Source organism: Pseudomonas sp. G5001, assembly GCF_013385475.1.
Lineage (GTDB): Bacteria > Pseudomonadota > Gammaproteobacteria > Pseudomonadales > Pseudomonadaceae > Aquipseudomonas.
Genome location: NZ_JACAPZ010000049.1, coordinates 1 through 20,437 on the forward strand (window position 1 = coordinate 1; position 20,437 = coordinate 20,437).

Genomic DNA, 20,437 nt, shown 5'->3' on the forward strand with positions numbered 1-20,437 from the left:
GCGGTCGGAAAGTATGGCGAGCGTCTCCAAGTGTTCCTCACTTGCAGCCTACGATTGTCTTCAATGCTAAAGTCCATCCCTCGATTTTGCTTTTCCCAAGGAAGCCGTTATGCCGGATGCGACGTCCCTCAGTGCTGGATTCATGGTGGTTCACGGCAACCGCCTGGATGAGCTGCGCAGCCTGGTTGTCAGCTGGATGCGCCGTTACCCGCTGGCTCCCCTGGAAAACGAAATCGCCCTGGTACAAAGCAACGGTATTGCCCAGTGGCTGAAACTGGCGCTGGCTGAAGACCCTGAAGACGACGACATGGGCGGTTGCGGCATCGCTGCCGCTATTGATGTGCAGCTTCCCGGCAGCTTCATGTGGCAGCTCTATCGCATGGTCCTGGGCAAAGACGAAATCCCGCCCAAGTCCCTGCTGGATAAAGCCCCACTGACCTGGCGTCTCATGCGCCTGTTGCCGGAGCTGATCGATCAGCCCCATTTCGAACCCCTGCAACGCTTCCTGACCCACGATACGGATCTGCGCAAACGCTACCAACTCGCGGAACGCCTCGCCGACCTGTTCGACCAATACCAGGTCTACCGTGCCGACTGGCTGGAAGATTGGGCTGCCGGTCGCCATCAACTGCGCAATGGCCGTGGCGAATCCAAACCCTTGAGCCCGGCCAACTGCTGGCAAGCCGAACTATGGCGCGCCCTGCTGTTGGACGTAGGAGAGGAGGGCATGGCTCAAAGCCGCGCCGGAGTTCACCAACGCTTTATCGAGCGCATCAATAGCCTGGAGCAGGCACCGATAGGCCTGCCCTCCCGCGTGATCGTCTTCGGCATTTCCTCCTTGCCAGCCCAAGCGCTGGAAGCCCTTGCCGGCCTCGCCCGTTTCAGCCAGGTGCTGCTGTGTGTGCACAACCCTTGTCGCCATCACTGGTCCGACATCGTCGCCGACAAAGACCTGCTCCGAAACGAATACAAGCGCCAGGCACGCAAGGCCGGAATGCCGGTCACCATCGACCCGCAAACCCTGCATCAGCACGCCCACCCGCTGCTCGCTGCCTGGGGTAAGCAAGGTCGCGACTACATCAACCTGTTGGACAGCTACGACGACCCCAACAGTTACCGCTCGGCATTCCGTGACGGTCGTATCGACCTGTTCAGCGAGAGCGAGCCCACCACCTTGCTCAACCAACTCCAGGACGACATCCTCGAACTGCGCCCCCTCAACGAAACCCGTGAACTCTGGCCAAGCGTCGACCTGGCGCGCGACACTTCCATTCGCTTCCACATCGCCCACAGTGCCCAACGCGAAGTTGAAGTTCTTCACGACCAGTTACTGCAGCGCTTCAGCGCCGACCCCACGCTGCGCCCACGGGACATCATCGTCATGGTCCCCGACGTCGACAGCTACGCGCCGCATATTCGCGCCGTATTCGGCCAGCTTGAAAGAAGCGACCTACGCTTCATTCCGTTCACGCTTACGGACCAGGGCCAGCGCGGTCGCGATCCGTTACTGATCGCCGTCGAGCACTTGCTCAAGCTCCCGGACAGCCGCTTTCCGGTCAGCGAAATCCTCGACCTGCTCGACGTCCCGGCCCTGCGGGAACGCTTCGCCATCAAGGAACGCGACCTGCCGACCCTGCACCGCTGGATCGAAGGCGCCGGTATCCGTTGGGGCCTCAACGCCGAACAACGCGCCGGCCTCGGCTTGCCCCAGGAGCTGGAGCAAAACAGCTGGCGGTTCGGCCTGCGTCGCATGCTCCTGGGCTACGCCGTTGGTACGGGCTCTGCCTGCGATGGCATCGAGCCGTACGATGAAATCGGCGGCCTCGATGCGGCCTTGATCGGCCCGCTAGTCGCACTGCTCGATGCGCTGCACGATGCCCACCAGGCACTTTCGCAACCTGCCGCGCCGACAGAGTGGGGCGAGCGCCTGCAAAACCTGATGCAGTTGTTCTTCCTCCCGAGCAACGAGCACGACGACTACCTGTTGGGTCAACTCGAGCAACTGAGAGAAACCTGGCTGGAGACCTGCGAGTCCGTCGGACTGCATGACGAATTACCCCTGACCGTAGTCCGCGAGGCCTGGCTGGCAGGCCTCGACCAAGGCCGGCTGTCCCAGCGCTTCCTCGCGGGAGCTGTCAATTTTTGTACCTTGATGCCCATGCGCGCGATCCCATTCAAGCTGGTTTGCCTACTTGGCATGAACGATGGCGACTACCCACGCGCACAACCGCCGCTGGACTTTGACCTGATGGGCAGCGACTACCGCCCAGGCGATCGGTCACGTCGCGAAGACGACCGCTACCTGTTGCTCGAAGCCCTGCTCTCCGCCCGCGACCAGCTCTACATCAGTTGGGTCGGCCGCAGTATCCGCGACAACAGTGACCGCCCGGCATCGGTCCTGATCGGGCAGTTGCGCGACCACATTGCCAGCGGCTGGCACACCACCAGTGGCGAACCACTCCTGGAAGCCACCACCCAGGAACACCCGCTCCAGCCCTTCAGCGCCCGCTACTTCCATGAAGGTGACGAGCTGTTCAGCTACGCCCGCGAATGGCAGTTGCTCCACGCAATCCCGGACAGCCTGCCCGATACCGGCAGCCTCGCACCCTACACCCAGGAAGAACCGCTGAGCCTTGGCCAACTGCAAGACTTCCTGCGCAACCCGGTCAAACACTTTTTCAGCCAGCGCCTGAAAGTATTTTTCGAAGCCGCCGAAGTCCCGCTGGAAGATGAAGAACCCTTCGTCCTCGATGCACTGCAGCGCTATAACCTGAGCGACAGTTTGCTCACGGCGGCACTCACCCGCCCCGACAACCTCGACGAAGCCCTCAACGCCCAGGCCCTGCGTCTGCAAGGCAGTGGCTTGTTGCCGATGGTTGGTTTCGGCGAATGCCTGCGCAAAGAACTGATCGAGCCTCTGCCCGACCTGTTGCAGCGTTACCAGCAACTCCTGGCACTCTGGCCCACTCCGCACACCAGCGCCGAACCGATCAGTTTTGAGCATCAAGGCATCCAGCTGGAAGGTTGGATCAGTGGCCTGCATCAACGCAGCGATGGCGGCTTTCTAAGCGTCACCGCCATCCCCAACAGCATCGGCTCGATCAAGACCCGTAAGTGGCATCGCCTGATTCGCCCATGGGTCAACCACCTGGTGGCCTGCGCCTGCGGTCTTCCGTTAAGTACCGGCCTGGTCGCCAGCGACGACACACTGCTATTGGCCCCACTTGAGCAAGCCACAGCCCGGGAGCTCCTCGGCAACCTGCTGCTCGCCTGGAAAACCGGCATGAGCGAACCACTGCCGGTCGCCGTTAAAACCGCATTCGCCTGGCTCGGTCAAACCGACCCGGCCAAAGCGCAAGCCGCCGCCAGCAAAGCCTACGAAGGCGACGGCCAAACCAGCGACGGCGAGCGCCGTGAAAGCCCTGCGCTCATCCGACAGTTCCCCGACTACGCCACCTTGATGGCCAGCGAAGAGTTCGAAGGCTGGTGCGAAACCCTCTATCGACCGTTGATCAACGCTCCCTGGCGATCACTCACCAGCGCGGAGGCCAGCGCATGAGCGGTACAAAACCCCTGGCCCTGGCCTTCCCGCTCAAGGGCAGCCAACTGATCGAAGCCAGTGCCGGCACAGGCAAGACATTTACCATCTCAGCGCTCTACCTGCGTCTGGTACTCGGCCACGGAGGGGACGAATCGGGCTTCGGCCGCGAGTTGCTGCCGCCGCAAATTCTCGTCGTGACCTTTACTGATGCCGCCACCAAAGAGCTGCGTGAACGCATCCGAATCCGCCTGGCAGAAGCCGCGCGTTTTTTCCGCGAAGAAATCGAAGAACCCGACGCGTTGATCGCCGAACTGCGCGACCAATACAGCCCCGAACAATGGCCCGGCTGTGGCAATCGCCTGGACATCGCCGCCCAGTGGATGGATGAAGCCGCCGTCTCGACCATTCACAGCTGGTGCCAGCGCATGCTGCGCGAGCACGCCTTCGACAGCGGGAGCCTGTTCACCCAGACCCTGGAGACCGACCACAGCGACCTGCTCGGCGAAGTGCTGCGCGACTACTGGAGGCTGTTCTGCTACCCGATGCACGACGATGCGCTGAACTGGGTGCGCAACAATTGGGGCGGCCCGGCGGCCCTGATGCCACGGGTACGCGCGCTGTTCGGCAGCGAGCGGCCCACGGATGAAACGCGTGACCCCGCCGAGCTGATCAACGAATGCCTGCAAGAGCGCCGCCAAGCCCTCGTCGCGCTCAAGGCGCCCTGGCAACAATGGGCAGAAGAATTGCGCAACATTTGCCTGCAGGCCGTCGCCGCCAAGACCGTCGATGGTCGCAAGATGCAAGCCCGTTACTTCGAACCCTGGTTCGAAAAAATCAGCGCCTGGGCAGCTGACGAGTCTCTCGAACAACTGGACATCGGCACCGGTTTCACCCGCCTGACCCCCGACGGCATGGCCGAAGCCTGGAAAGGCGAACCACCCCGCCATCCGGGTATCGACGCCATGGCCAGTCTCAAGGCCAGCCTCGACGCCCTGCCAACGCCCGATGCTGCTGTACTGCAACACGCCGCCGGCTGGGTGGGGAAACGCTTCGAAGAAGAAAAGCGCCGGCGCGCCGAAATGGGCTTCGACGACATGCTGATCCGCCTCAACGCCGCCCTGCAAGCCGACGGCGGCGAGCGTTTGGCCAGCGTGATCCGCGAGCAATTCCCGGTCGCCCTGATCGACGAGTTCCAGGACACCGACCCGGTGCAATACAGCATCTTCGACAGCATCTACCGCATCGAAGAAAACCACCTCGACAGCGGCCTGTTCCTGATCGGCGACCCAAAGCAGGCGATCTACGCCTTCCGTGGCGCCGACATCTACACCTACCTGCGCGCGCGCCAGTCCACCACCGGCCGCCATCACACCCTGGGCACCAACTTCCGTTCGAGCCACGCCATGGTCGAGGCGGTAAACCACGTATTCCAGCGCGCAGAAAAAGGCCGTGGAGCGTTCCTGTTCCGTGAACCCGACGGTACGAATCCGGTGCCGTTCCAGTCGGTATTGTCCCAAGGCCGTAAGGAACAACTGCAGGTCAACGGTCAGACGTTGCCTGCGCTGAATCTCTGGCATCTACCCACCGACCAGCCGATCTCCGGCGTGCTCTACCGCCAACAGTTGGCCGCGTCCTGCGCCAGTCAAATCGTCGCGTTACTCAATGGCGGCCAGCAGGGAACCGCCGGATTCCTCGGCAAAGACGCTAGCTTCAAAGGCGTGCTGCCGTCAGACATCGCCATCCTCGTGCGCGACGGCAAGGAAGCCCAGGCCGTGCGCGGTGAACTGGCTGCCCGAGGCGTGCGCAGTGTTTACCTTTCCGACAAGGATTCCGTGTTCGCCGCCCAGGAAGCCCACGACCTGCTGGCCTGGCTCAAGGCCTGTGCCGAGCCGGACGTCGAGCGCCCACTGCGCGCCGCCCTGGCTTGCGTCACCTTGAACCTGTCGCTGCCCGAACTGGAGCGTTTGAACCAGGACGAACTGGCGTGGGAACAACGCGTAATGCAGTTCCGCGATTACCGTACGATCTGGCGCACCCAAGGCGTGCTGCCGATGCTGCGGCGCCTGTTGCACGACTTCAAATTGCCGCAAACCCTGATCACCCGCAGCGATGGCGAGCGGGTATTGACCAACCTGTTGCACCTCTCGGAATTGCTGCAACAGGCGGCCGCAGAGCTGGACGGTGAACAAGCGCTGATTCGCCATCTGGCCGAACATCTCGCGCTTTCCGGCCAGGCCGGTGAAGAGCAGATCCTGCGCCTGGAAAGTGATGAACAACTGGTCAAAGTGGTAACGATCCACAAATCCAAGGGGCTGGAATACGACCTGGTTTTCCTGCCGTTCATTTGCTCGGCAAAACCGGTTGATGGCAGCCGCCTGCCGTTGCATTACCACGACGCAAACGGCAAATCCCAGGTCAGCCTCAGGCCCACCGCCGAGTTGATCGCCCAAGCCGACGATGAGCGCCTGGCCGAAGACTTGCGTCTGTTTTACGTGGCGCTGACCCGCGCCAAACACGCCTGCTGGCTGGGCATCGCCGACCTCAAGCGTGGCAATAACAACAGCTCGGTGCTGCACCTGTCGGCCCTGGGCTACTTGCTCGGCGGCGGCGCCGCACTTGGCGAGTCCGGCGGCCTGGCCCGCTGGTTGCTTGACCTGCAGGAAGGTTGCCCGGCACTGCATTACGCAGAAATGCCCGAGGCCGATGCGGTCGTATTCCACCCGCCGCGTAACGAAGCCACCTTGCTCGCGCCGCTGCTGCCCAAGCGCAAGGCGGCAGAAAACTGGTGGATCGCTTCCTACAGTGCGCTGCGTATCGGCGAGAGCATGAGTGCGGCGAGCCTCGAAGCGCCGGAAAGCCCACAAGCGCAGAAGCTGTTCGATGACGAACGCCTCGACCCGGATGCCCCACGCGAAGTGCCGGCTTCCGGTGGCGATATTCACCGTTTCCCACGCGGGCCGAATCCCGGCACCTTTCTCCATGGCCTGCTGGAATGGGCGGGCGGCGAAGGCTTCAATGTTACCCCGGAGGCCATCGAAGATGCGGTCGCCCGCCGCTGCAACCGACGCGGCTGGGAAGGCTGGATCGGCACACTCGGCGGTTGGCTCGGGCATCTGTTGCAAGCCCGGTTGCCGCTGGGCAACGGGCAGGTGGCCCTTAGCGAGTTGCGGCAGTACCAGATCGAAATGGAGTTCTGGTTTGCCAGCCACAAGGTCGACGTCCTCGCACTCGACAAACTGGTGTGCCAGCACACTCACAATGGCGTATCCCGCGTGGCCGCCGAACCGGTGCTGCTCAACGGCATGTTCAAGGGTTTTATCGACCTGACCTTTGAACACGAAGGCCGCTACTACGTGGCCGACTACAAATCCAATTGGCTTGGTCCCGATGATTCGGCCTACACGCAGCAGGCCATGGAACTGTCGATCCTCGACCATCGTTACGACCTGCAATACGTACTTTACCTGCTGGCCCTGCATCGCCAGCTGAAGGCGCGGCTGCCGGATTACGACTACGACCGTCACGTCGGCGGCGCGTTGTACCTGTTCCTGCGGGGCACCCATTCCGCGAGCCAGGGCGCGTATTTCACCCGACCGCCCCGGGAATTGATCGAAAGCCTGGACCTGCTGTTCCAGGGCAAACCGCTACCACCCAAGGCCGAGCCCGCCTGGGAACAAGGAGAGCTGCTATGAGCCTGTCGCCGTTACCGCTTAAGGAGCTGACGCCCCTCAGCCGCGCCGCCGACCTGGTGCAACTGCTCGATCTCTGGGTGCAGCGCGGCTGGTTGCGCGCGCTGGACAAGGCCTTTGTCGGCTTCCTCCACGAACTCGATCCGCAGGCTGACCCTTTAGTCCTGCTGGCCGCGGCCCTGACCAGCCACCAACTGGGCCATGGCCATGTATGCCTGGACCTGTTCGAAACCCTCAAGGCCCCGGATTTCGCTCTGTCGCTGCCACCCGAAGGCGATGTGCAAACCGGCGTCATGCTGCTGCCATCACAGTTGCTCGACGGCCTGGACGGCGCCCATTGGTGCCATGCCCTGGCCGCCAGCCGTCTGGTGGCACTGGCCGTCGACGGCAGCGAGGAGGCGCAAAGCCGGCCACTGGTGCTGTCGGGCAAGCGCCTGTACTTGCGCCGCTACTGGACCTACGAACGGCGCATCGACAGCGCTTTGCGCCTGCGACTCGCCACCCGGGAAAGCGTTGCCGCCGATCTGCCCGAACGCCTGAATCGCCTGTTCGACCAGGCCCCGCCAGACGGTGTGGTCGACTGGCAAAAACTCGCCTGCGCCTTGGCCACCCGCGGTGCATTCAGCATCGTCACCGGCGGGCCGGGTACCGGCAAGACCACCACGGTGGTGCGTTTGCTTGCGCTGTTGCAGGCCCCCGCCGTGGAAGCGGGCAGCGCGTTGCGCATCCGTCTGGCGGCGCCCACCGGCAAGGCGGCCGCGCGCTTGACCGAGTCCATCAGCCAGCAAGTGCTGTCGCTGAAAGTGCCTGATGCGGTGAAGGAAAAAATCCCAACCCAGGTCACCACCGTTCACCGTTTGCTCGGCAGCCGTCCCGGCACCCGACACTTCCGGCATCACATCGGCAATCCGTTGCCCCTGGATGTGCTGGTAGTGGACGAAGCCTCGATGATCGACCTGGAAATGATGGCCAACCTGCTGGACGCCTTGCCACCCCATGCTCGCCTGGTGCTGCTGGGTGACAAGGACCAGTTGGCCTCGGTTGAAGCCGGGGCGGTGCTGGGGGATTTGTGCCGCGACGCCGAAGTCGGTTTCTACAGCCCGCAAACCCGCCAGTGGCTGCAACAGGTCAGCGGCGAAGACCTCGGCGCCAGCGGCCTGCAGGAAGACCTCGACGGTAGCCACCCCTTGGCGCAACAAGTGGTGATGCTGCGTTACTCGCGGCGTTTCGGCGAAGGCAGCGGCATTGGCCAACTGGCCCGCTGGGTCAACCAGCAAAACCCTGATCAGGCCCGCAAACTGCTGGCTGCCCGCAGCCATGCCGACCTGTTTTGCGTCAGCCTCAAGGGCGAGCACGACCATGCCCTGGAGCGCCTGGTGCTGGACGGCCATGGCGACGGTGCCCACGGTTATCGCCATTACCTGAAACTGCTGCAGACCGCGCGTCCGTCCCTGGAGACGCCACGGGATGACGAGGCCTGGACGCTCTGGGCGCAAAAGCTGCTGAAAGCCTTCGACGCTTTCCAGCTGCTCTGCGCCGTACGCAAGGGCCCATGGGGCGTGGAGGGCTTGAACCTGCGCATCACCGCCGCGCTGCTCAAGGCTCGGCTGATCGACAGCGACCAGCAATGGTACGAAGGGCGCCCGGTGTTGATGACTCGCAACGATTACGGCCTGGGCCTGATGAACGGCGATATCGGTATCGCCCTCAAGCTGCCCGAAAGCGACGGCGGGCCGCAGGTTCTGCGCGTCGCGTTCCCGCGCAACGATGGCCAGGGCGGCGTACGGTTTGTGTTGCCCAGCCGGCTCAACGACGTCGAAACCGTCTACGCGATGACGGTGCACAAATCTCAGGGCTCTGAATTCACCCACACCGCACTGATTTTGCCGGACGCCTTGAACCCGGTGCTCACCAAAGAGCTGATCTACACCGGCATCACCCGCGCCAAGGACTGGTTCAGCCTGATCGAACCCCGGGGTGGCGTATTCGAAGAGGCGGTGAGCCGCAAGGTGAAACGCTTGAGTGGGCTGATGCTGGAACTGGGCACTTGATCGTCAAAGAAGCTGACCGATGGGACATCTAAATTTTCTGATCCAAATGTGTGATTTTTCTTAATAAAATGTCGGAATCCTCCTGGGTGTCACCTCGGGGGTTTTCCGCCGTTGTGCTATCGTTGCGGCATCATCCCGAGAAGATCAAAGAGAATCGCTGCATGAACGTGGCTGTCTCGCCCACAGAGCGAAGTTTGAGCTGGAGACGAATGCTGCTGTTGGCGCTTCTGTGCGTGTTCACGCCCCTCGTTTTTGCCCAGCCGCCTGCCGGCATGGCCGATCAGCGGGCCAAGGCCGTCACCCAAGTGGTCCTGGGAATTCTCAGTTACGCCCGCTGGCCGGTAGAGCCCGCGCAATTGCGTTTGTGCATCGTCGGGCCAACCCAATACACCGATGACCTGGTCAAAGGCACCACCCAGGCTACCGGCCGTCCGGTAGTGGTGCAGCGTTTGCTGGCCGACCATCCAGACATCGCCAATGCCTGCGATGCCGTGTACATCGGCCAATTGACCAGCGACGAGCGCAGCCGCCTGTTCGCGGCATTGATCGGCCATCCAGTGCTCAGCATCAGCGAAGGCGGCGACCAATGCACCGTGGGCAGCCTGTTCTGCCTGCGGGTAGCCGACGAACAGGTGTCGTTCGAGGTCAACCTGGATTCCGTTGCCCGTAGCGGTGTGCGCATTCATCCGAGTGTGCTGCAGCTGTCCCGACGTCGAGCGCCGGGGTCATGAGTGTCGATAAGGCGCCAGTGCGTCCTACCTTGCGTTCAGTGATCGGGCGCGGGCACCTGAGCCTGGCGCTGATGGCCGTCAGCATGGCCAGTATCTCCCTGACCCTGCTCGGCGTGCTCGCGCTGCGGGTGTATGCCGACCACAATCTGCACCTGATCGCCCGCTCCATCAACTACACCGTGGAAGCGGCCGTGGTGTTCAACGACAGCGCGGCGGCCACCGAGGCGTTGGGCGTGATCGCCTCTGAGGAAGAAGTGGCCGAGGCGGAAGTCTTCAACGTCGACGGCAAGCAACTGGCCCACTGGGAGCGCCCTGAAACCGGGATGCTGTCGATGATTGAGCTGCAGTTGGCGCATGCCCTGCTCGAACAGCCCATCACCCAGCCGATCCTGCACCAGGGCCAGGTCATCGGCAGCGTGCACCTGACCGGCCACGGCGGCAGCCTGTTGCGCTTCCTGCTCAGCGGCCTTGCCGGGATTCTGGTGTGCACCGCCCTCAGCGCCTGGGTTGCACTGTACCTGGCGCGGCGTTTGTTACGCGGCATCACCGGGCCGTTGCACAGCCTGGCCTCGGTGGCCCACGCCGCCCGAAGCGAGCGGGCCTTTGACCGACGCGTACCGCCGGCGAAAATCGCCGAACTCGACAGCCTGGGCAATGACTTCAATGCCCTGCTCGACGAACTGGAGGCCTGGCAGACCCACCTGCAAAGCGAAAACGAAACCCTCGCCCACCAGGCCAGCCACGACAGCCTGACCGGGCTGCCCAACCGTGCGTTCTTCGAAGGTCGGCTGATCCGCGCCCTGCGCAGCGCCGCCAAGCTCAATGAAAAAGTAGCGGTCTTGTTCCTCGACAGCGACCGCTTTAAAGACATCAACGACAACTTCGGCCACGCCGCCGGCGATGCGGTATTGGTGGCAGTGGCTACGCGCATTCGTGCGCAACTGCGTGAAGACGACCTGGTGGCACGCCTGGGCGGCGATGAATTCGCCATCTTGCTGTCGCCTCTGCACCGACTTGAGGACGCCCAGCGCATTGCCGAAAAAATCATCGCCAGCATGGACGCGCCCATTGCGCTGCCCGGCGACGCCCACGTATTGACCTCACTCAGTATCGGCATCGCCGTCTACCCCGATCATGGCGCCACCCCCGGTAACCTGCTCAACGCCGCCGATGCGGCGATGTACCAGGCCAAACGGCTTTCCCAGGGTGGCCAGCAAACGGCGGAATCGGAGTCCCCCGCCGCCGACGTTCAACACAGGAGTTGATCCCTTGTTCTCGACCGCACGCTTTTTATTCATCACCTTGCTCGTGGCTCTGCTCGCCCTGAGCGGCTGCCAGACCCCGCCGCCCAAAGGCCTGACACCGGCGCAAATCGCCGTGCTCAAACAGCAGGGTTTTGAACTGACTGACGAAGGCTGGGCCTTCGGCCTCTCGGGCAAGGTGCTGTTTGGCAGCGACGTCGAAAGTCTGAATGCCCCCAGCACCGAGATCGTCCAGCGCATCGGCAAGGCGCTGCTGGGCGTGGGCATTGAGCGCGTGCGGGTCGACGGCCACACCGACGCCTCGGGCAAGGAAACCTACAACCAGCAACTGTCCCTGCGCCGAGCCAAAAGCGTTGCGCACGTGTTGGCAGGCGTTGGGATGAAAGAAGAAAACGTACAACTGCGCGGGCTGGGCAGCAGCGAGCCGGTGGCGTCCAACGCGACAGCGGCGGGGCGCACCGAGAATCGCCGGGTGTCGATTGTGGTAATTGCGGACTAGTCTGGCTTTCGGGCAGTTCGAGTTGGAATGCAATCAATGTGGGAGCCGGGCTTGCCCGCGATGGCGGTGGATCAGTTGATGTATTGGGTGACTGACACACTGCTATCGCGGGCAAGCCCGGCTCCCACATTTTATTTAATCGGCAAACACCATCTCCCGCGTTTCCCCCATCAACAACGGCTGATTCTGCTCGGTCACCTCACGGATGTAATCCCACAGCAGGGTGATCCGTTTCAACTTCCTCAAGTCCTCGCGGCAGTACATCCAGAACTGCCGCGTGATATTGATCTCCTTGCCCAGCACCGGCAGCAATCGCGGGTCCTGTGCCGCCAAAAAGCACGGCAGGATCGCCAGCGAGCGCCCTTGCTGCGCCGCCACATACTGCGCAATCACGCTGGTGCTGCGCAAACTGGCGCTGGCGCCGGGCACTACATTGGCCAGGTACAGCAGCTCTGAACTGAACGCTAAATCATCCACGTAGCTGATAAACGGATGCTCGGCCAGGTCCGCCGCCCGGCGGATGGGCGGGTGCTGGTCCAGGTATTCCTGCGTCGCGTACAGCTGCAGCTTGTAGTCGCACAGCTTGCAGCACACGTACGGCCCGTGTTCCGGTCGCTCCAGGGCGATGACGATATCCGCCTCGCGCTTGGACAGGCTGATGAAGTGGGGCAGGGGCAGGATGTCCACCGAGATCGCCGGGTAGGTGTCGACGAAGTGGCTCAGTTGCGGGGTAACGAAGAAGCTGCCGAACCCTTCGGTACAGCCCATGCGCACGTGGCCGGACAGCGCCACGCCGGAGCCGGAAACCTGTTCGCAGGCCATGTGCAACGTGCTTTCGATGGACTCGGCGTAGCCCAGCAGGCGCTGGCCTTCGGTGGTCAATACGAAGCCGTTGGTCCGGGACTTTTCAAACAGGAGAGTGCCCAACGATCCTTCAAGGGAGCTGATGCGCCGTGACACCGTGGTGTAGTCCACCGCCAGGCGCTTGGCAGCGACGCTGGCCTTGCGGGTACGCGCGACTTCGAGGAAAAACTTCAGGTCATCCCAGTTCAGGGAGCCCAGTGACGTGATGTTTTTTTGCATATTGGACCGGCTTTTATGTGCGTTCTTATTAGAAGTTTGCACATCTATACTCCAAAAACAGTCCGAACGCCTCATCCTCAAGGCGATTCAACGCCTTGGTTCTCTGCATACCTACAAGAATTGGAGACCACATGAACGCATCTGCCGATATTTCCGTAAAACAGGTCAAGCTGCTGATCAACGGCGAGTGGGTCGAATCCAGGACCACCGAATGGCAAAACATCGTCAACCCCGCTACCCAGCAAGTGCTGGCCCGCGTACCGTTTTCCACCCCTGAAGAAGTCAACGCTGCCATCGACGCCGCCCATCGCGCCTTCCAGACCTGGAAGCTGACGCCGATCGGTGCGCGCATGCGCATCATGCTCAAGCTGCAAGCCTTGATCCGCGAGCACTCCAAGCGCATCGCCGTGGTCCTGAGTGCCGAGCAGGGCAAGACCATTGCCGACGCTGAAGGCGACATTTTCCGTGGCCTGGAAGTGGTCGAGCACGCGTGCTCCATCGGCACCCTGCAGATGGGCGAATTCGCTGAAAACGTCGCCGGCGGTGTGGATACCTACACCCTGCGCCAGCCGATCGGCGTGTGCGCCGGCATCACCCCGTTCAACTTCCCGGCGATGATTCCGCTGTGGATGTTCCCGATGGCCATTGCCTGCGGTAACACGTTCGTACTCAAGCCATCGGAACAGGACCCGCTGTCGACCCTGCTGCTGGTTGAACTGGCGCTGGAAGCCGGGGTGCCAGCCGGTGTGCTGAACGTGGTTCACGGCGGCAAGGACGTGGTGGATGCGCTGTGCACCCACAAAGATATCAAGGCCGTGTCCTTCGTCGGTTCGACCGCCGTGGGGACTCACGTCTACGACCTCGCCGGTAAACACGGCAAGCGCGTGCAATCCATGATGGGCGCCAAGAACCACGCCGTGGTGCTGCCGGATGCCAATCGCGAACAAACCCTGAACGCCCTGGTCGGTGCCGGTTTCGGTGCGGCGGGTCAGCGTTGCATGGCAACTTCCGTGGTGGTGCTGGTAGGCGCGGCCAAGCAATGGCTGCCGGACCTCAAGGCCCTGGCGCAAAAGCTCAAGGTGAACGCCGGCAGCGAAGCCGGTACCGATGTGGGTCCGGTAATCTCCAAGCGCGCCAAGGCACGCATTCTCGACCTGATCGAAAGCGGCGTAAAAGAAGGTGCCAAGCTGGAGCTGGATGGCCGCGGCATCAAGGTGCCGGGTTTCGAGGACGGCAATTTCGTCGGCCCGACTTTGTTCTCCGGCGTGACCACCGACATGCAGATCTACACCCAGGAAATCTTCGGCCCGGTGCTGGTGGTGCTGGAAGTCGACACCCTCGACCAAGCCATCGCCCTGGTCAACGCCAACCCGTTCGGCAACGGCACCGGCCTGTTCACCCAGAGCGGCGCGGCAGCGCGTAAATTCCAGAGCGAAATCGATGTGGGCCAGGTCGGCATCAACATCCCGATCCCCGTGCCGGTTCCGTTCTTCAGCTTCACCGGTTCCCGTGGTTCGAAACTCGGCGACCTGGGCCCGTACGGCAAGCAAGTGGTGCAGTTCTACACCCAGACCAAAACCGTCACCAGCCGCTGGTTCGACGACGACAGCGTCAACGATGGCGTCAACACCACCATCAACCTGCGCTGATCGAGGAGACGACCATGAAGATTGCATTTATCGGCCTGGGCAACATGGGCGCGCCGATGGCGCGCAACCTTATCAAGGCTGGCCATGCGCTGAACCTGTTCGACCTGAACCAGACCGTGCTCAAGGAACTGGCGGAACTGGGCGGCACCATCAGCGCTTCACCGCGCGCGGCAGCCGAAGGCGCCGAGTTGGTGGTGACCATGCTCCCGGCTGCGGCCCATGTGCGCAGTGTGTGGCTCGGTGAAGACGGCGTGCTCGCCGGCATCGGCAAAGGCGTGCCGGCGGTGGATTGCAGCACCATCGACCCGCAGACCGCCCGCGATGTAGCGGCGGCGGCAGCGAAACAAGGCGTGGTGATGGCGGATGCTCCAGTGTCCGGCGGCACCGGCGGTGCCCAGGCCGGGACGTTGACCTTCATGGTCGGCGCCACCCCGGAACTGTTCGCCACCCTGCAACCGGTGCTGGCGCAGATGGGCCGCAACATCGTCCATTGCGGCGAAGTCGGCACCGGGCAAATCGCCAAGATCTGCAACAACCTGCTGCTGGGTATCACGATGGTCGGCGTCAGCGAAGCCATGGCCCTGGGCGATGCGCTGGGCATCGACACCCAAGTGTTGGCGGGAATCATCAACAGCTCCACCGGGCGCTGCTGGAGTTCGGACACCTACAACCCATGGCCCGGGATTATCGAGACGGCGCCGTCGTCCCGGGGTTATACCGGTGGGTTTGGTGCGGAACTGATGCTCAAGGATCTGGGACTGGCCACTGAAGCGGCCCGCCAGGCACACCAGCCGGTGATCCTCGGCGCAGTGGCGCAGCAGTTGTATCAATCGATGAGCCAACGTGGGGAAGGGGGCAAGGACTTCTCGGCGATCATCAACAGCTATCGAAAACCAAAGTAGGGCGATTGTCCTTCTTCACTGTGGGCCCCTGATTTTTACTGCGTAGACCTTCCAGCACCAGCTCACTACTGGTGTTTTTTTTTGGCTTGAATAAACCCCTTCGCGACGTTTGTGGGAGGGCGGTATTACTTATCGACTAATGCCTAGGGATAAGGTTTTTTTGCATTGTTATAGTTGTGAAATAAACTTTTACAAGTTTCAGGTGTGACGCTGAAATATCATGTTTTTGATCATGGGTTATTCATTTGGTGAGTGTCCATGGAGCGCTCGATTATCATGCCGTTATAATTGATTTCTCGGTTATGTGTGTTCGGTTTGTCGTGGCTTCCCTCATTAAATACCCATGTTTATTGCGTGTTTACATTTCTCTTTGATGTTGACTATTGCCTCGCTAGTATCGGTTTTGCGAGCGTGGTCATGGTTGCTGCGTCTCGATAACTTCCGCCGAAGCGTTGTACTTTCAAAGTTGTGCAGGTGTGTCAGAGATGGCTAGCGAATGGATGCGTACATCGGGTTTCCCAGGGCTATCGGCCTCATCGAACGAGGCCGCCCTGGAACTTGAAAAAGCCCGCATCCTGGCCCGCCACCTCTCCCGGTTGCTCGACCTCTGGGCTGCGATGCAGCCCAGCCCAAGGCCCGGGCAGGCTTATTCTGACGCCAAGGATGTGCCACCTCATTCGGTGTCAGCGTGTTGCAAGCGCACGCGTGTGGGTCTGCAATGTCGTGAAGAAACCGGCGTCGGTTGATCGCTGTAAATCCTGACCAGTCCTATATAAACGCAAAAAGAGTTTCGTGCTCGGCGGTAACTACCGTCGTGGGCATTCGCTCGCGCTGAAATACGTGTGTCCATATAAAAAACGGGTGAGAGATGAAAAACATAACTATTGTCGACAAGGCAACGGGGACGGCGACAGAGCATGCCTTTGGCAACGCCAGCCTCAAGGGAACCAGCATTGTAAAACTGCCGTTCGGACAAGAAAGCGTTCAATCGTTTCAACAGTCCGGCCAAAACCTGGTGGTCACTCTGAAGTCTGGAGAAACCATCACCATTCAGAACTTTTTTGTGGTGGGAGCCGACGGCTCCGCTAACCAACTGGTACTGGAAAATGCCGACGGAACATTGTTGCTCGGCAACTATTCCACGCCGTATTCGGGTTTCAACTTCACCGAAATCTCGACCCTGGACGACCTGGGTGTGGCAGCCATTGCCGCTGACAGTGCGGTGCCGGACTGGGTGCTGTGGGGCTTGGGCATCCTCGCCGTCGGCGGTACCGCCGCGGCATTGAGCGGTGGTGGCGGTGGTGGTGGCCATCATCATCAAACGCCAGTTCCTGCACCCGGTGCTGCGACCGGTTTATCGGTCAACAGCGCGGGCACGGTGGTCAGCGGTAAAGGTCAGCCTGGCACCACAGTCACCGTCAAGGATGCCGCCGGTAACGTACTGGGCACAGGCACTGTGGGTACCGACGGCAACTTCCAGGTCAACCTGGACAAGCCGCAAACCAATGGCGAAACCCTGCAAGTCGTCCTCAAGGATGCAGCGGGTCAGGAATCGCAACCTGCGTCTGTGGTAGCGGGTGATACAACCGCCCCCGCCGCACCGAACGGTTTGGCCGTCAGTGCAGACGGTACAACCGTCAGCGGTAAGGGCGAGCCTAATTCGACCGTGATCATCAAGGATGCCAATGGCGAGGTCCTCGGCACCGGCACCGTGGATGCTGAAGGCAACTTCCAGGTCACCCTGGGAACTGCGCAAACCAATGGCGAAACCCTGCAAGTCACCCTCAAGGATGCTGCCGGCAATGAATCGTCCGCCAGCCCCGTGGTGGCTGGCGACAGCACCGCCCCGGATGCGCCGACCAACCTGGTGATCAGTGCCGATGGCGCAACTGTCAGCGGTAAAGGTGAACCGAACGCTGCCGTGAGTATCAAGGATGCCAGCGGCAACGTGATCGGTACGGGCACCGTCGGCGCGGATGGCAATTTCCAGGTTTCGCTCGACACACCTGCGTCCGAAGGCGAAAGCCTGGCGATCACGCTCAAAGACGCTGCCGGCAATGAGTCGGCTCCGGGTGCGCTGGTTGTCGCCGATATTGAGACACCGCTTGCGCCGCGCAACCTGGCAATCAGTGACGTGGGTGACACGCTCAGCGGTGAAGGCGCCGCGGCCCACAAAGTCATCATCCTCAACGATGCTGGTGAAGTGGTCGGCAGCGGAACAGTGGCAGATGACGGCACATTCCTGGTGCAACTGAACTCGCTGCACATCAATGGCGAGCGGCTACGCGTGTTCCTGCGCAACTTCTCGGGCAAGGAATCCCTGCCAGGCATCGTCATCGCGGGGGACACCATCGCCCCGGATGCCCCAACCAACCTGGTGGTTGGCGAAGATGGCAGCACCGTTACCGGCAAGGGCGAACCGCGCGCGACCGTTACCGTGAAAGACGCCGATGGCAACGTGATCGGCACTGGCACGGTCGGCGACGACGGTAATTTTCAAGTCACCCTGGATCCGCTTCAGGTTAACGGCGAAACACTGGCTGTCACATTGACCGATGCAGCAGGCAACGAGTCTGTTCCGGCTTCTGTGATCGCTGTTGATATTGATGATACGGACGCCGATGCCGATGCTGATGCTGATGCTGATGCTGATGCTGATGCCGATGCCGATGCCGATGCGGACGCTGACGCTGACGCTGACGCTGATGCGGATGCGGATGCGGATGCCGATGCGGATGCCGATGCGGACGCTGATGCGGATGCCGACGCTGATGCTGATGCTGATGCTGATGCTGATGCGGACGCCGACGCTGATGCGGACGCCGATGCTGATGCTGATGCCGATGCCGATGCCGATGCCGACGCCGACGCCGACGCCGACCTCGAAGCCTTCGACGACCTCGCCACCGGCGAAGTAACCATCAAACCCGTAACATCCAACACCGGCCTGGCCGATATGCGCGTGTTCACCCTGTTGGGTGTCGGCGGCATCATTCTGGGCGATCACACCAAGCAGCAGGAGTTCTCGGTTGCCGAGGGTTCCAGCGGAACGCTGAACCTGCAGTTTGCCCAGGCCGACCTGGTCTCGCTGTTGGGCGGTGGCTTCACTGCCACGCTGGAAGTGAGCGACGGTGCCGGTGGATGGTTGCCGGTGCAGCAAGGCAGCAACGGTTCGGGCTTGCTCGACCTGTTGGGGCTGTTCGGACAAAGCTCCAGCGCCAAAATCGAAGGCCTGGAAGCCGGGCAGTATCGCTTTACCCTCAAGCTCGACCCCAACCTGGTCAGCGTTGGTGCAGGGGCCACGGCCAAGTTGAGCGTCACCAATGACAGCCTCACCGACTTCACCGGGGAAGCAGGGCCGGATGTCACCGGCAACGTCATCACCGACCCGGGCATTGGCGGTAAACCGGATGAACCGGGAACCGGCGGGCCAGTGAAGGTGCAGGTCGAGGTCAACGGCGAATTCGTCGATGCCGACGCCACCACCGGCACGGTGCTGCAGGGCCAATATGGTCAGCTGACCATCTTCGCCAACGGCGAGTACAAGTACACCCCGAACGGCGATGTCGCCAGCATCGGCAAGGTGGATGCCTTCGAGTATCACCTGGTCAATGGTGCCGGTGCTTCGGCCTCGGCAACCTTGTATGTGCGTATCGACAGCCCGAGTGTCAACGTGGACTGGAGCGCTACCGATCCATCTGCGCCCGGCGTGATCAACACGGTTGCCAATGATGACCTGGGTTCGGCACAGATCGACATCGTCAACCTGGTCACCCAGGCCGACCTGGCGACCCTGAGCTACAACCTGGCACTGCTCGGCAGCAGTACGGGTACGGGTGCCGAGATCAATGTTGCCACGGGCACGACCGCAGAGCTTGCGATCAACGTCACCGTCACCGGCATTGCGTTGTTGCCAGGCACGACCGTCAATCTGCAGAAGTTCATCGGTAACGAATGGGTCACGCAGCAGACCACTACCCAGGCGAACCACACGTTCCAAGGGTTGGATGCCGGGACCTATCGCGTGACCGGGACGACCGGTGCCGTGCTGTCGCTGAGTGCGCTGCACATTGCGCAGAAGCTCACTACCACCTCCCTCACGGAGTTCGTGACCGGTGCAATGAGCAATGCGACTGGCAACCTGCTGTCCGACAGCTTGTCCGGGCCGGATGTCCTCGGTTCGCCGCTGACGGTACTCAGTGTGCTGGTCAACGGGGTCTATGTGATTCCTGGGCAAACGGGGACGAAAATCAACGGTGACCACGGCACATTGACCGTGTTTGCCGATGGTAAGTACGTCTACACCCCGCATGCCGGGCTGACGCTGGACGAGATTGGCCAGGTGGATAAATTCACCTACAAGCTCACCACGCCAACCGGCCAGGAAGACACCGCCGACCTCTACGTGCGCATCGACTCGCCGGATCGCGACCTGGTCTGGGACGACGCCAACCCGGGTGCGCCAGCCACTGAAGGTGCCGGCATTGCCGCTGCCCACAGTGCGGTGGACCAGGCGGCGGATGACGGCGCCAACGTTGACGGCGATCACCACGATGCCGTGGTGGCCGACGACACCGACTTCACCCATGTCGATGCTGGCGCGGGTGCAGACGGGTTGTTGTGGGAAGGCGGCGATGCAGCCATCAACCTCACCGACCTGATTGGCACAGTCAGCGGGGTGCACAGCATCGACCTGAACGATGTCAGCGCCGTCGACCTGACCCTGAGCCTCGAAGACCTGGTGTCCATCACCGGGCCTGAGTCGGATCGCTTGATGATCCAGGGCGACGATCAGGACAGCGTGCACCTGACAGGTGACTGGAGCGCCGGTGCGACCCAGGTAGAGAACGGTCTTGAGTACGTGATCTACACCAGTCCGGAAGATGAAACCCATCAGCTCTGGGTACAGAGCGGCATCAGCGTGGTGTAACGCCACCCCTGCCGGCCGGGCCGCAAGGCCCGGTTTTCCCTACCAACGGTAATGCAGCGATGGGCCGTGACGTCAGTCACGGTCCGTTGTTGTACTCATC

At 61.8% G+C, this 20,437-nt stretch carries 10 protein-coding genes; 9 read left to right on the top strand and 1 reads right to left on the bottom strand.

Features of this window, described 5'->3' with window-relative positions:
* Positions 1–109: 109 nt before the first annotated feature.
* From recC to HX805_RS29495, 6 genes are all read left to right on the top strand, one after another.
* Positions 110–3,559, top strand: coding sequence for an exodeoxyribonuclease V subunit gamma (gene recC, locus HX805_RS29470; RefSeq protein WP_177117544.1), 3,450 nt, complete (start codon positions 110–112; stop codon positions 3,557–3,559).
* Positions 3,556–7,233 (top strand): exodeoxyribonuclease V subunit beta, encoded by a 3,678-nt coding sequence (gene recB, locus HX805_RS29475; protein WP_177117545.1) that lies wholly within the window; start codon positions 3,556–3,558, stop codon positions 7,231–7,233. Before recC ends, recB begins: the two co-directional genes overlap by 4 nt.
* Positions 7,230–9,281, top strand: a complete 2,052-nt coding sequence (gene recD / locus HX805_RS29480) for an exodeoxyribonuclease V subunit alpha (RefSeq protein ID WP_177117546.1) — start codon at positions 7,230–7,232, stop codon at positions 9,279–9,281. Before recB ends, recD begins: the two co-directional genes overlap by 4 nt.
* 161 nt (positions 9,282–9,442) lie before the next feature.
* Positions 9,443–10,012 (top strand): YfiR family protein, encoded by a 570-nt coding sequence (locus HX805_RS29485; RefSeq protein ID WP_032898591.1) that lies wholly within the window; start codon positions 9,443–9,445, stop codon positions 10,010–10,012.
* The gene (locus tag HX805_RS29490; protein ID WP_003214191.1) at positions 10,009–11,277 is read left to right on the top strand and encodes a diguanylate cyclase domain-containing protein; all 1,269 of its coding nucleotides are present in this window, start codon (positions 10,009–10,011) and stop codon (positions 11,275–11,277) included. Before HX805_RS29485 ends, HX805_RS29490 begins: the two co-directional genes overlap by 4 nt.
* A 4-nt stretch (positions 11,278–11,281) precedes the next feature.
* On the top strand, positions 11,282–11,773 hold the full coding sequence (locus HX805_RS29495) for an OmpA family protein (protein WP_003214188.1): 492 nt from the start codon (positions 11,282–11,284) through the stop codon (positions 11,771–11,773).
* A gap of 135 nt (positions 11,774–11,908) precedes the next feature.
* On the opposite strand, the gene HX805_RS29500 is transcribed toward HX805_RS29495, so the two are convergent.
* Entirely contained in the window at positions 11,909–12,856 is a 948-nt protein-coding gene (locus tag HX805_RS29500) for a LysR family transcriptional regulator (protein WP_008430612.1), read from the bottom strand.
* A 131-nt stretch (positions 12,857–12,987) separates the two neighbouring features.
* Here HX805_RS29500 and HX805_RS29505 point away from each other — a divergent pair, with 131 nt between their 5' ends.
* The 3 genes from HX805_RS29505 (at position 12,988) to HX805_RS29515 (ending at position 20,337) form a co-directional block, all read left to right on the top strand.
* Entirely contained in the window at positions 12,988–14,505 is a 1,518-nt protein-coding gene (locus HX805_RS29505) for a CoA-acylating methylmalonate-semialdehyde dehydrogenase (RefSeq protein WP_177117547.1), read from the top strand.
* 14 nt (positions 14,506–14,519) lie between these two features.
* The gene (mmsB, locus tag HX805_RS29510; RefSeq protein WP_003214181.1) at positions 14,520–15,407 is read left to right on the top strand and encodes a 3-hydroxyisobutyrate dehydrogenase; all 888 of its coding nucleotides are present in this window, start codon (positions 14,520–14,522) and stop codon (positions 15,405–15,407) included.
* Between the two features lie 868 nt (positions 15,408–16,275).
* Positions 16,276–20,337, top strand: coding sequence for a BapA/Bap/LapF family large adhesin (locus tag HX805_RS29515; protein WP_177117548.1), 4,062 nt, complete (start codon positions 16,276–16,278; stop codon positions 20,335–20,337).
* The last annotated feature ends 100 nt before the right edge of the window (positions 20,338–20,437 follow it).

Excerpts from the sequence above, each read along its gene's own strand:
- recC (WP_177117544.1), top strand. The coding sequence starts at position 110 with ATGCCGGATGCGACGTCCCTCAGTGCTGGATTCATGGTGGTTCACGGC.
- recB (WP_177117545.1), top strand. The coding sequence starts at position 3,556 with ATGAGCGGTACAAAACCCCTGGCCCTGGCCTTCCCGCTCAAGGGCAGC.
- recD (WP_177117546.1), top strand. The coding sequence starts at position 7,230 with ATGAGCCTGTCGCCGTTACCGCTTAAGGAGCTGACGCCCCTCAGCCGC.
- HX805_RS29485 (WP_032898591.1), top strand. The coding sequence starts at position 9,443 with ATGAACGTGGCTGTCTCGCCCACAGAGCGAAGTTTGAGCTGGAGACGA.
- HX805_RS29490 (WP_003214191.1), top strand. The coding sequence starts at position 10,009 with ATGAGTGTCGATAAGGCGCCAGTGCGTCCTACCTTGCGTTCAGTGATC.
- HX805_RS29500 (WP_008430612.1), bottom strand. The coding sequence starts at position 12,856 with ATGCAAAAAAACATCACGTCACTGGGCTCCCTGAACTGGGATGACCTG.
- HX805_RS29505 (WP_177117547.1), top strand. The coding sequence starts at position 12,988 with ATGAACGCATCTGCCGATATTTCCGTAAAACAGGTCAAGCTGCTGATC.
- mmsB (WP_003214181.1), top strand. The coding sequence starts at position 14,520 with ATGAAGATTGCATTTATCGGCCTGGGCAACATGGGCGCGCCGATGGCG.
- HX805_RS29515 (WP_177117548.1), top strand. The coding sequence starts at position 16,276 with ATGAAAAACATAACTATTGTCGACAAGGCAACGGGGACGGCGACAGAG.